At 48.7% G+C, this 13,061-nt stretch carries 12 protein-coding genes and 1 pseudogene; 1 reads left to right on the plus strand and 12 read right to left on the minus strand.

Going from position 1 to position 13,061, the window contains the following annotated elements:
- Positions 1-80 precede the first annotated feature (80 nt).
- The 4 genes and pseudogenes from DXA97_RS18795 to DXA97_RS18810 all read right to left on the minus strand — a co-directional run bounded on the left by DXA97_RS18795 (position 81) and on the right by DXA97_RS18810 (position 4,983).
- Positions 81-1,111: pseudogene (locus tag DXA97_RS18795) on the minus strand (sugar kinase).
- Between the two features lie 101 nt (positions 1,112-1,212).
- Entirely contained in the window at positions 1,213-1,866 is a 654-nt protein-coding gene (locus DXA97_RS18800) for a bifunctional 2-keto-4-hydroxyglutarate aldolase/2-keto-3-deoxy-6-phosphogluconate aldolase (protein ID WP_118721401.1), read from the minus strand.
- A gap of 116 nt (positions 1,867-1,982) precedes the next feature.
- Positions 1,983-2,744: an IclR family transcriptional regulator gene (locus DXA97_RS18805; protein WP_118721405.1), complete on the minus strand. Its 762-nt coding sequence runs from the start codon at positions 2,742-2,744 to the stop codon at positions 1,983-1,985.
- A 652-nt stretch (positions 2,745-3,396) separates the two neighbouring features.
- Entirely contained in the window at positions 3,397-4,983 is a 1,587-nt protein-coding gene (locus DXA97_RS18810) for an AAA family ATPase (protein ID WP_118721402.1), read from the minus strand.
- A gap of 456 nt (positions 4,984-5,439) precedes the next feature.
- On the opposite strand from DXA97_RS18810, the gene DXA97_RS18815 reads away from it, so the two are divergent.
- Complete coding sequence (locus DXA97_RS18815) at positions 5,440-6,198, plus strand: GntR family transcriptional regulator (RefSeq protein ID WP_243034890.1); 759 nt, start codon at positions 5,440-5,442, stop codon at positions 6,196-6,198.
- A gap of 167 nt (positions 6,199-6,365) precedes the next feature.
- Here DXA97_RS18815 and ptsP read toward each other — a convergent pair whose 3' ends face one another.
- The 8 genes from ptsP to DXA97_RS18855 all read right to left on the minus strand — a co-directional run bounded on the left by ptsP (position 6,366) and on the right by DXA97_RS18855 (position 12,669).
- Positions 6,366-7,985 carry a phosphoenolpyruvate--protein phosphotransferase gene (gene ptsP, locus DXA97_RS18820; RefSeq protein ID WP_118721403.1) on the minus strand — a complete coding sequence of 540 codons (1,620 nt, stop codon included), beginning with the start codon at positions 7,983-7,985 and terminating at the stop codon, positions 6,366-6,368.
- A gap of 35 nt (positions 7,986-8,020) precedes the next feature.
- Positions 8,021-8,278, minus strand: a complete 258-nt coding sequence (locus DXA97_RS18825; RefSeq protein WP_008704982.1) for an HPr family phosphocarrier protein — start codon at positions 8,276-8,278, stop codon at positions 8,021-8,023.
- A gap of 249 nt (positions 8,279-8,527) precedes the next feature.
- Positions 8,528-9,355 (minus strand): PTS system mannose/fructose/sorbose family transporter subunit IID, encoded by an 828-nt coding sequence (locus DXA97_RS18830; RefSeq protein WP_054355261.1) that lies wholly within the window; start codon positions 9,353-9,355, stop codon positions 8,528-8,530.
- Positions 9,355-10,098 (minus strand): PTS sugar transporter subunit IIC, encoded by a 744-nt coding sequence (locus tag DXA97_RS18835; RefSeq protein ID WP_118300512.1) that lies wholly within the window; start codon positions 10,096-10,098, stop codon positions 9,355-9,357. Before DXA97_RS18835 ends, DXA97_RS18830 begins: the two co-directional genes overlap by 1 nt.
- 15 nt (positions 10,099-10,113) lie before the next feature.
- Positions 10,114-10,578: a PTS sugar transporter subunit IIB gene (locus DXA97_RS18840; RefSeq protein ID WP_008704986.1), complete on the minus strand. Its 465-nt coding sequence runs from the start codon at positions 10,576-10,578 to the stop codon at positions 10,114-10,116.
- A complete protein-coding gene (locus DXA97_RS18845; protein ID WP_243107766.1) occupies positions 10,575-10,997 on the minus strand; it encodes a hypothetical protein in 423 nt (140 codons plus the stop codon). Before DXA97_RS18845 ends, DXA97_RS18840 begins: the two co-directional genes overlap by 4 nt.
- Positions 10,981-11,667: an HAD family phosphatase gene (locus DXA97_RS18850; protein ID WP_118721404.1), complete on the minus strand. Its 687-nt coding sequence runs from the start codon at positions 11,665-11,667 to the stop codon at positions 10,981-10,983. Before DXA97_RS18850 ends, DXA97_RS18845 begins: the two co-directional genes overlap by 17 nt.
- 24 nt (positions 11,668-11,691) lie before the next feature.
- Positions 11,692-12,669 (minus strand): SIS domain-containing protein, encoded by a 978-nt coding sequence (locus tag DXA97_RS18855; protein ID WP_118300514.1) that lies wholly within the window; start codon positions 12,667-12,669, stop codon positions 11,692-11,694.
- Positions 12,670-13,061 lie beyond the last annotated feature (392 nt).

The raw sequence follows: 13,061 nt of genomic DNA on the forward strand, positions 1-13,061 counted from the left end.
TATATGACAAAGGGGCCGTGTGAGTTGCCGAAAGGCAAACTCACACGGCCCTATTAAGTTAATCAAATTGTTATAGCGGATCAGCGCTGCACGCGACCGGAGCTGTCCCCACCTGCCAGCTTTTCTACCTCAGCGCGGGTTACCAGATTAAAATCACCCGGAATGGTATGCTTTAACGCTGCTGCGGCCGTACCAAATTCCAGCGCAGTCTTCATATCCTTTCCCTCCAATAATCCGCAGATCAGCCCGGAGGTAAACGCATCGCCACCACCCACACGGTCGACGATCGGTGCGATGGTATATTTCTTCGAATGATAGAATTCTTTTGTTTTTCCGTCCATGATGCAGGAGGACCAGCCATTATTAGAAGCACTGTGACTCTCCCTGAGTGAACTTGCAATATAACGGAAACCAAACTTATCTGCCATCTGGCTGAAAATATTCATATACCCGGCGAGCTCCAGGTTTCCAGACATGACATCGCTGCCCTCTGGCTTAAAGCCAAGAACCTTTTCTGCATCTTCTTCGTTTCCAATGCAGACATCCACATACTGCATCAGGTTTGTCATAACCTCACGTGCTTTTTCCTGGCTCCAGAGCTTCTTACGGAAATTTAAGTCCACGGACACGGTGACTCCATGCGCCCGCGCTGCCTTCAGCGCTGCCTCCGTGAGCGCTGCTGCGCTGTCTGAAAGTGCCGGGGTGATACCGGTAAAATGGAACCAGTCCGCATCTGCGAAAATGGCATCAAAATCGAAGAGATCCGCTGTTGCGCAGGCAATAGAGGAACCTGCACGGTCGTATACGATGTTGGACGGACGCACGGAAGACCCCGGCTCCAGATAATAAATGCCCAGACGGTCTCCGCTTCTGGAAATGTACTTTGTTCCTACATTGTATTTGCGCAGCGCTGCCACCGCACAGTCCCCGATCGGGTTGTCCGGGATTGCAGAAACATACTCCGTATCGTACCCGTAATTTGCCAGTGACACTGCCACATTGGCCTCGCTTCCGCCATAATTGATATCGAATTCATCTGCCTGAATAAACTTTTCATTGCCCGGGTCGATAATCTGAGCATAATCTCCCCCATAGTCACAATCTTTGCCATGTCTTCTCCTCCACCTGGCTGCCATTTTGTCTAGTTCGATGTTTTCACCAGGGAATCTTGTTGCAGCCAGTATTCCTGTCCGTTTGTCTTGTATGCGCTTGTTACAGTGCCCTTGCTGCCGCCACTGCTTCCACAAACTCTTTCGCCTTTGCCGTTACCGCCGCAAAATCGCCAGTCTTTGCGCCTTTTGTCAGGCTGCTTCCGGTTCCAACCGCATAAGCACCTGCTTTGATCCACTTATCTACGTTATCCACATCGACACCGCCAGACGGCATAAAATTGCCCTGCGGAAGCGGTCCGCGGAAAGAGCTGATCGCCGCCGGTCCCAGAATATTTCCCGGGAACAGCTTGATGACATCGCAGCCGGCTTCCAGAGCAGTAATCGCCTCCGTCGGAGTCATAACCCCAGGCAGCATCGGCACACGGTACCGGTTACAGAGCTTAATGGTGTCCAGATTCATTCCCGGACTCACCACATAATTTGCACCTGCCAGGATTACCGCCCTTGCAGTTTCCGGATCCAGAACCGTACCAGCGCCGATCACGATCCGGTCATCGTTCCGGTATTTTTCTGCCATGGCCGCAAGAAATTCAATCGGGTTTCCCTCGTCCATCGTCATGGTGATCTCAATGAAATGAATGCCGCCCTCAATTACGGCTTCCACAACCTTCTCCCCCTGTCCGCGGTTCTTCGCACGGATCACCGCAACCAGGCATTCTTCTTTCATTCTGGATAAAACCTGTTCTTTTCGCATATTCTTCTCTCCTTCTCCTGAACCTGTTTTCTTCCATTTCAGTCCGAATCTGACTTTTGTCTCTCCGGTCCTCTATTCTTTTCTTTTCTTTTCATTTGCATGCTGTGCCAGGACAACTACTTTCTTCCGACATATCCAAGCATTCCGGATAGCTGCTTTGCCTTTCTGGAAACAATACGCCCCAGCTCTTCATAGTTGACCGCATCCCGGTATAATGTAGAGGCACTGACAGCACCAACCAGACTTCCATCTGCCCCAAATACTGGTGCACCCACGCACTCCGCATGCTCCTCCATCTCCCGCGCATCCAGCGCATAGCCCTGCCCACGCACCTGTTCCAGCTCTTCCATAAGCCGCACCGGGTCGGTAATGGTGCGTTCTGTCTTTTTCACAAAATTCATACGCTTAAGAAGCTGCTGCTGAATATCCGGCTCACTGTAAGCTAAGATTGCCTTGCCGAGAGATGTACAATGCAATGGAATGCGGCTTCCTACCGACGCCGTGGTGATGATCGGATTTTCCGGCTCAAACTTGCAAATGTAAACGACCTCACAATCGGAGCGTACCCCAAAAAACACCGTCTTCCCGATTTCATGGGCAAACTGTTTTAATTCCGGCTCCATCACATTCATGATATTTAAGTTGTTCGTGTAGTTGATGCCGATCCGGTATGCCGTAAGGCCAATGGTGTAGCGCTTCTTCTGTCCCCAGTCCGCATGGACCATGCCAAGCGCCTCCAGCGTCGTGACAATGTCGTATGCACTGGTCTTTGGAAGTTCCAGACGGTCGCACAGCTCGTCTAAGGAAGCACCCTCCGGCTTCTGGGAAATGATCTCCAGAATTTCTATTGTCCGCTGAGTCGTACGATTTAATTTCATGAATGTCCTCACCTTTCCTGCATCGAATTCTGCCCCCACCGGACCAATCAACGGATGCGCTGCTGGCGCCTCCCCGATATGCTATACAAAATTCTTACCTCTGATTTACATATAGCATCATTTTACTGAATATAAAAAAAGAAGTCAAGCTATTGACAGAATTGTGTCATGACACACGGTAGGCATTTTCTAAACTGAAAGTTCCGTACAGTACCGTTGTGGTCGCAGGAAAAAACCGCAGGTACCGGAGCAACTACGGTCCTGCCCTGCGGTTTTTCCCACATTTTTGCATCAAGATATAAAAATATTGTTATATGCACTCCATTAAAATCTGAGTTTATGACATGGAAAAGAGACCTCTGAATATTTGATGTGCAAGGCTAAATTCCGCATGCCCCAAGCGGGCGGTGGAATTTATTTTTGAAAGTTTCAATTTTTTATATGCTTTTTCCCCTTTCTTGCAAGGATTCAACCTTTATGGTAAAATTAACATAGTAATAGCTGCATGAAAAATTAGTCTAAATATAACAGAGCAGCTGCAACCGGTTATCGGCTGTAGCTGCTCTGTTTGTTTCTGTATTCAGACAATATAGTTCTTTACCGGATGAAATGTGTTGCAATCCCGTTTTCCGGCTTCATTTTCTGAAGCCGGTTATTTCGACTGCATTTCAATCTGACACTGATGCTCTTTCGTCTTTTTATCATAATTCACAGCCACCAGCAGGATCTGCCCCGAAAACTGTGCGATGGAATCCGGATATTTTTTGTCTTTGATCTGCTGCATCGCAGTTTTGGCAGCTTTGTTCCATTTCAGTTCCACCACCAGCGCCGGATAACTCTCTGCGTATTGCGGCTTTGGAATAAATACAAAATCTGCAAATCCCCGCCCTGCAGGCATTTCCCGGATCGGCTTGAAATAATACTTCATGGCACTTAGGTATGCAATCGTCAGCACGCTGCTCAAGGAATTTTCATCGTGATACTGAACGGAAGACACATACTCCATATGGATCTTTTCCATTTTTTCAGCCACCACATCTGCTTCCATATCCAGTGTTGCATCCAGCAATTCCCCGGATTCTCTCTGGAATGCAAGAAACTCGTCCCATTTCGTACTCTGCACGGCCGCAGTAAGTTCCTGGCGTATCTCTTCATTCGGAACAAAAGCGGTTTTGTCGTTCTGGTTGTATCCAAGATACCCCAGATGAATCAGATACGTAAGTACATCATCTTTGTTCGCAAAATTTATTGTGTCGTTTTGGAATGACTTTATATTGACCGGAACGGATGCTCCAGACAGCATCTCGATGATGTCCGTCTTTAAATGATCGAAATCCATATTGATCAATGGAACAACCACTTCATATGAGCTGGTATCAGACCAGTAGCTCTGAAACTGTTTCCATTTCATGACCTCAACAACCGCTTTTGGATTGTAAACCTGCGTATCCTTCAACAGATATCCGTCATACCAGCGTTTTACTTCATCAAAATCCACATGGTATTTCGCACAAAGCCCGGCTACCTCTGACTCGGTAAAACCTGTATAATCAGCGAAAATCTTCGCATCCAGCATTGTGAACTCATCAAAATTATTAAGTGCTGATTGCGTTTTCACCTTTTTGATTGGTAAAATCCCGGTAAGATACGCGAGCTGAATGTATTTGGTAGGCTCCGTTCCCTTAAAAAGTCCACGCAGAAAATTGATATATTCTTCCTGCACCTTTTTGTTGGTGGCCTCATCACGGATCAAAACATCCCATTCATCCATGATTACAATGAATTTTTTCCCTGTTGCCGTATTGATGCGGGACAATGCTTCCGGAAGTGATGTAATTGGTTCTGACAGTTCTTTCGGATAATATTCCCGAAGTTCCCTGATTGTCTGCTCCACCATGTATCTTAAAACATATTCCGCACCGCCAGCTGGTTCCATGCACCACTGGACATCCAAATGAATGACATCATACTGATTTAAATAGTTCCGGAAATCTGCACTTTTTCCAATTTCCAGGTTGGAAAACATCTCTGTAGAATCGCAGCCCTTGCTATAATAGGCCGTGAGCATGTCTGCTGTAATAGACTTTCCAAATCTGCGCGGACGGCTGTTGCAAATGAATTTGGAAGTGGTATCCATAACGTGGTTTGTATAGTTCAGCAAACCTGTTTTATCTACATATATTTCAGAGTTTAACGCAACCTGAAATGCAGCGTTTCCAGAATTCACAAACATTCCCATACCGGCACACATCCTTCCATTTTCTGATATTTTCGAACCACCTGATATCCAATCGAATTTGTATTTATTTTATCATTGCGATATGGAAATAGCAAGGCTGTCAACCCACTTTGCTACATCTGTATCGGATGCGCCGGAGCTGAAGCGTTCTCCATCCCCGTCTTTAGGATTTAGCACTTTATTTTTTGAGAGTTAATGAAATATATTTTATCCTCAAGTCAGCATATTTGCTGGCTTTTTTCTTTGTTTTAAAAACTTGACAAATTTTCTTTTTTATACTTGCTTTTATGGTGCTATGGTGCTATACTATAAGAGGGTGACTTTTATGGCATATTTTCTTAAAAAAACTAACAACAAAAATTGTATCTGGGGCTGGCCGTCGCGCTAGCGACTTGGTACAATATGATGATATGGCATTTAATTATATCATGCTGATGCGAAGGGGAGATGGAAACAATGATGATCATGGATAGCAGCAAGCCGCTGTATCTGCAGGTGGAGGCAGATATTAAAAACCGTATCCTGTCGAAGCAGTACATGCCGGGAGATAAGCTTCCGACGGAGAACGAGCTAAGTGACCAGTATAATGTGAGTAAAATCACGATTCGAAAGGCGATACAGAATTTATCCGATGAGGGATATGTCAATAAGGTCCAGGGAAAGGGCACCTTCATCAATTTCAAGAAGGACAAGCTGTATCTGAATAAGACCAGCGGCTTCAAGGAAAGTCTGTCGAGCCTTGGACACGCGTCCAGACACGATATCATCCAGGCATCGTTCCTGAACGCGGATGAGGATATCGCAGAGAAGCTGATGATTCCGATGGGGACGAAGGTCGTCTACATCGAGCGTCTGGTCTGGCAGGATAACGAACCGATCGCGATCGATAAGATCTACATCGAGGATGCCCGCTTCCCGGACTTCATCACGACACTTTCGAAAGATCGCTCGTTCTACCAGGTGATGGATGAGTGCTATCATATCCGGCCGAATCATTCCGTCCTCGAAATCGACGGAAAGGCTGCGCAGAGCCACAGCGCAGATACTCTGAAGTGCAACGTCGGCGACCCGCTGTTTTCGATTCATAAAATCAGCTATGATCAGGATGGTAAGCCGATCCACTACTCGCTGACGACGGTCCGCTGTGATCGCGTCACCTATGTCGTTTCCACAAACGACTCCACGGTCATGGACGAGAAGATCAAGTCGAACTGAGCTTCGATCCACAACAGAAGGACGCTTCAGCCAGAACCAGCACAAACACAATCACAGATTTATCTCCATAAAGTTCAGAAGGGGCACCGACACATCTCGTGTGGTTGCCCCTTCGCTTCGTTTATTTATCGTTTATTTATCTTCTGTTTTTCGTGCTATGAACGGCGTTACGCCATCTCACAAATCTTACTGCGCACGCTGAGCACCATAGATGGTGCGACACTCAGCTCATCGATGCCCATCTCGACGAAACGCTCCGTCAGGGTCGTGTCAGCACCGAGCTCACCGCAGATGCCGGCCCACTTGCCCGCCTTATGCGCGCCATCGATGGTCATCTGAATCATCCGAAGAACCGCCTCATGATGTGGATTATAGAACTCGTCCAGCTTCTCATTCTGGCGATCGATCGCAAGTGTATACTGCGTGAGGTCGTTGGTGCCGATGCTGAAGAAATCGACGAGCTCTGCCAGCTCCTCACAGATCATCACTGCTGCCGGCGTCTCGATCATGATGCCCTGCTCCGGAATCGCATACGGGATTTGCTCCCGCTTGAGTTCTGCCGCCACCTCTGCGACGATCTCACGGATCCGAAGCACCTCATCTACGGAGATGATCATCGGATACATGATGGCGAGGTTTCCGTACTTCGCCGCACGAAGCAGTGCGCGGAGCTGTGTCTTAAACACATCCGGCTGTTTCAGACAGATACGGATCGCGCGATACCCCATCGCCGGGTTATCTTCCTTTCCGAGTCCGAGGTAATCGACGTTCTTATCCGCACCGATGTCGAGCGTTCGGATGATCACCTTCTTTCCGCCCATCGTCTGTAGCACCTGACGGTACGTGTTAAACTGCTCAGTCTCATCCGGCAGCGCGGTCTTTCCGAGATACAGGAACTCACTGCGGAACAGGCCGATGCCCTCCGCGTCATTTTCCTGTACATATGCGACATCTGAAACACTGCCGATGTTTGCATATACGTTTACCTTCCGGCCACTCTTCGTCACCGAAGGACGTCCCTTGTAGTTTGCAAGCAGCCGCTTCTGCTCTGCCGCCCTCGCCTGCATCTCGTGTGCAGCAGCGATGGTTGCCTCATCCGGATCCACGCAGAACACGGCATCCTTGCCATCGACGATGCCCATCGTACCGGAATGGAGACTGTCGAGCTCCACCGGCACACCGATCAGCGCCGGGATGTTCATCATACGCGCGAGGATCGCGGTATGGGAGTTCGTCGAGCCATGGACGGTGACGAACGCAAGGATCTTACGCTTATCCATCTGCACCGTTTCACTCGGTGTCAGGTCATCCGCCACGATGATGGACGGTTCCATATGCGCCCAGTCGAGCTCCTCCTCACCACTCAGATTCCGGATCAGACGATTCGAGATATCCTTCACATCCGCGGAACGTGCCTGCATGTACTCATCATCCATATTCGCGAAGATCTCGGCGAAGTTATCTCCGGTGACCGCCACCACGTACTCAGCATTGAGCTCCTCCGTCTCGATCATCGAGTGGATCGCATCCTGGTAGTCCTCATCCTCGAGCATCATCTGATGCACCTCGAAGATCTGCGCGTTCACCTCGCCAACCTCCTGAAGCGCCTTCTCATAAAGCGCGCCGAGCTGGGCCTGCGCCTGTTTCTTCGCATCCTCGAGACGCTGGAGCTCTGCCGCTACATCCTCGACATGCTGACGCTTTACGATGCCATCACTCTTCTTCAGAACATTGATCGGACCGATCGCCGTTCCCTTATAAACGGACTTTCCGATGTATTTTTCCATTTCCTGTCCCCTCAGATTCTATATCGATCGATGAATTACAGATTTTCCTGGAAGAACTTCTCGAGTGCCTCGAACGCAGCATCCTCATCCGGACCCTCGACCTGCACGGTCACCTCATCGCCCTGCTTGACGCCCATGCTCATGATGGCGATCAGCTTGCCGGCAGCTGCGGTCTTTCCCTTCGCCGCGAGCGTCGTAGCGCTCTGGAACTTCTTCGCTTCCTTCACCAGCAGTCCGGCTGGTCTCGCATGCAGTCCGAGTTCTTCCTTGATCACATATGTAAATTCTTTCATCTTTATCTATCCTTTCTTTTCACTGCGTGAGCTCATACGTAAGTCCCCTCTGCAAATAAGCGGGATTCCTGCATACGTCACCATGTCATCTAAGTCATCATGTAAATAAGTTCTCATTATAAACAAAACTTCCCGCACGGTATAGTACTTTCCGGATCTCGAATTCACTATGCATGCAGGAAGTCTGGATATTTTTTCAGGGGTATGCCACAGTGCCCTGTGGTATTTTAAAGAAGTGTATCGCTCTGTTTAGAGAATGCCCAGTGCACCCATGACCATGCCGAAGAGGACGATGCCGATCAGCAGGACGTTGGTATTGACCTTCTTCTGAACGAGATTGTAGATGCCCAGCGTAAATACGAACGGAAGCATCTTCGGGATGATGGAATCCAGCATATCCTGGATGACCAGATTCGTACCACCGGTGGAGAAGGTAAGCGGCGTGGTGACGGACACCATGCTGGCTACCATACCGCCGACGACGGCGAGACCGACGATGGATGCGAAGTGCATTACGCGATCCATAAGTCCTTCCTGGTACAGCTTCGCGAGGTATTTATTACCTGACCTGTAGCCGAAGAAGGTTGCATTGTAGGCAAACAGCAATGACGGAATCGCGAACAGCAGTACTGCGAGAATCGGTCCCAGGATGCTGCCCTGCTGTGCGAACGAAAGGCCGATACCGAAGGTGATGATTCGGATGGTTCCCTGGAAGAAGCTGTCACCGATGCCGGCGAACGGCCCCATCAGACTGGTCTTGATCATGGAGATCGACTCGGTCTGGAACTCACCCTCTTCTGAATTTGCGTTCTGCTCCTCCATGGAAGCGGCGAGGCCCATGATAAACGGTGTCAGCTGCGGTGTGCAGTTAAAGAACTCCATATGCCGCTGATACGCTTCCTTTTTTCTCTCCTCATCATCTGCATACAGCTTGTCAAGCACCGGTGCCATGCCATACATGAAGCCCATGTGCATCTGACGCTCATAGTTCCATGAGCACATAATCGCGAGGGAATGCAGGAAGACCTTACGTAAGTCTTTATCGCTTACCTTCTTTAATGCTTTCTGATTTTCCATTATGCATTTGCCCCCTTTCCATACAGAACCTTATCCAGGATGAATGCCAGGATCGCGGCGAACATGGTCACACCGATCAGGCTGAGACCGGAATATGCGACGATCAGGAAGCCGAGAAGGAAGTACGGGAACATCTTCTTCGACAGCATTGAACTCAGCAGCATCGCAAATCCGAGGGCCGATAAGAGGTTACCAGCGACTGTGAGGCCGTTCGTGATGACCTGCGGAATCGCAGCTACCAGGTTCGTAACTAGATCCGTACCGAAGTAAACGGTCAGGAAGATCGGGATGAAGTAAACCAGCGCGTTGAAGCCGAAGGACCACCAGAGGTGGATATGAATCGCCTTCTTGAACTGTCCGTTCTCGATGGCCTTATCCGCTACATGAGAGAACTGCGCGATCACCATACGCATGATGACACTCAGGAACTCGCCAATGACGGCGACCGGAACGGCGATGGTCAGTGCCGCTTCCGTGGAGGCACCGGAAAGAATCGCAAACGCAGTGGCGATGATACTTCCGAACTGCATGTTTGGTGGTCCGGCTGCTCCGATCGCTACAAATCCCATGGAAATAAGTTCCAGGGATGCACCTAAAATTACACCCTGTCTGACATCGCCTAATACGAGGCCTGCCAGTGTACTCAGGATCAGTGGTCTGCCGATGTTCTGACGTCCGATCAATCTGGAGTCGATGACACCGACGATACCAACTAAACCGAGTAAGATCGCTTTAATCAGCATACGACATCTCCTTTTTTAATTCTCAAATGATGCATGCTCGATCGGGGAGGATGGCACCATCTGAATATAGATCTTCTTTCCCATCGAAATCAGTTCCTGGGTGGCCTTCAGCTCTGCTTCATTTAAGTACACGGCCTTACCGTACTCCTTCGAACCGGCCTTCTTCGCCACACCGCCATAATTGATTTCGGTCACCTCTGGAAGCTCCTTCGCAAGCTGAAGTGCTTCTGCCGGTCCCTTTACGATGATCATGATATTCTTGCTGGCATTCTCATCCACCAGCTTCCGAAGCTGTGAAAACGGAATGATACTAAGCTCACAGTCCACCGGCTTCGCGATGCTGAGCGCCATCATGCTGATCGGATCATTCGGAACCTTATCATCGGCGACGATGATATAGTTGGTGCCTACCTGCTTGGTCCAGGAAAAAATCACCTGGCCATGTAAAAGACGATGATCTACACGAACTAACTTAATCATACATTTCCTCCATTTAAAAAGTTGTTGTACAGTACGATGCTCTGGGCTGCACTCTTACAGGTATCATCGAGGTCCAGCTCCTCCCATGTCGTACCGCTCTTCTTCATTGCCATGATTTCCAGTACCAGCGGGAGATTTACACCCGCGATCAGTTTTCTCGACGAGCTCATGAATGGTAAGGCGGTATTCGCCGGCGATCCTCCCGGAAGGTCCAGAAGGACGACCAGATTCCGATCCTTATATCTCTCCTCGATCGTCGCACGGATTGCTTCTGAAAAGTCATCCAGTGACTCTCCGTTTTCGAACGACAGCGTCCCGAAATCATCCTCGTCGATATCCAGGATCAGCTTCAATGCATCTGCATATCCCTTGCACAATCCTGCATGTGTAATCATCAGCACATCAAATGCATCTTTCATGTTTCGTACCATCCTTACTTAATTCTTCTATGATTGGAACAGCCTCTGATAAAGAGGCGATAATCTTTATGGCCTGTCGCTTCTGGACTTCCGTCGGCGGCATCAGATCCGGCACCATGATGACCGGGATCCTGGCATTCCAGGCTGCCTGGACGCCCACCTTCGAGTCTTCGAAAACCAGTGCATCCTCCGGTGCTGTATTCATCTTCGCAAGCACCTTCAGGTACGCTTCCGGCGAAGGCTTCCGCTCGACGACCTCATCACCACAGCAGATATAGTCAAAGTACTGTATGAGCTGTAAGCGAGTCAGGCGCTCCTCCGTCAGTGATCGACTGGTGGCGGTCGCTACCGCACACGGAAGTCCGGCCTTTTTGATGCAGTTCAGGAGTTCCACGGCACCCGGTTTTGCGGTGAGCTCACGCTCCAGACGCTCTACTCCATGCTGACGGGCGACTTTCATGAATTCCTCTGTGGAGCAGCGTCCACAGAACAACTCTTCCATGTAATCATACACCGGCTGTCCACTGCGACCAACCACATTCAGAAAGTCCTCTCTCTTCCAGTCGTCGATCCCGAAGTCTCTTGCCGTATCATACCATACATCCTGCCATACCCTCTCTGTATCGAGCAGCAGTCCATCTACATCAAAAATAACCAGTTTAAGCGACATATATTTTCCTCTTCATACTGTATCTTAGTACTGCATCTGCCACATATAACGACGAACATCGAGTGAGTGACCACGCTCGAAGGCGATCGCCTCTACGAAGTGACGGATCACCACGCCGGTAAGGATGGCTGCAACATATGGCTTCGCCTCATCAGCTACCGTAGAAAGATCGAGATCCTTCTGATCGAGTACGAGCAGATCCTCTGTAAACTTCTTTGCGAAGTTCTCTACACGCTCATCGAGGTGTCTGGTGTGACCGATGGACTTTACAAGCATGAATGGAACATCATAATCGGTTACCTCGAACGGGCCATGGAAGTACTCACCGGAGTGGATGCATCCGGAGTTGATCCACTGCATCTCCATGAACCAGCACATCGCGGTGGAGTAAACCTCACCATAGTTGATGCCGCTGCCGATGGTGTAGATGGTCTTCTCACGCTTGTTGCGCTTCGCCCATGCCTTCGCCTGTGCATCGTACTGTGCCTTCGCCTGTGCAGAAAGATCGGTCAGCTTCTCGAGCTCCTTCAGGCATACATCCCACTTCGCATCTGGAGCGAGTACGGAAAGAAGGCTGAAAAGTAAGCCGTAAAGGATACCCTTATTCTTATCAGAATCGCTTACTTCCTTACCCCAGTCATAGTGAACAGGATACTCTGCTGCCTCCCAGAGTGGAGAACCCTCGAGGTTGGATAAGCAGATCGTAAGGGCGCCCTTGGAACGTGCAAGCTTCGTTGCCTCTACGGTCTCCGGTGTGTTTCCGGAATGTGAGCAGGAAATCACGACGGAGTTCTCATTGAGACGCTTCGGCGTATCATATACGAACTCGTTCGCGGTGTATACGTGGGAAGGGATCGAACTCTCCTTATCGAACATATACTGTCCAGCCATAAGCACTGCCTGGGATCCGCCACAAGCGACGAAATAAACCTCATTGACCTCCTTTCTGGCTTTCACTGCCTCAACTGCGGCCTTAATCTGTGATGCATGTAAGTCTCTCATAATTCCTCCTTAAAAATGATAATTGATTATATATCATTATATGATTTTATAAGTCTTATTATATACATGTAGCACAAATTTGCAAGTACTTTTTTCTTTTTTGTCGGGAGTTTTACACTTCTTTTTTTAGTGTTTTAATACAAATCCTTTATTTAAGCCATTTACGGCTTATTTTTTTGTCAAATTTTATGATTTTTATAGTGCCCGTCTTTAGGATTTAGCACTTTATTTTTTGAGAGTTAATGAAATATATTTTATCCTCAAGTCAGCATATTTGCTGGCTTTTTTTCTTTGTTTTAAAAAACTTGACAAATTTTCTTTTTTTATACTTACTTTTATGGTGCTATGGTGCTATACTATAAGAGGGTGACTTTTATGGCATATTTTCTTAA

This window comes from Clostridium sp. OF09-36, from assembly GCF_003481985.1.
In the GTDB taxonomy this organism is placed as follows: Bacteria; Bacillota; Clostridia; order Lachnospirales; family Lachnospiraceae; genus Brotaphodocola.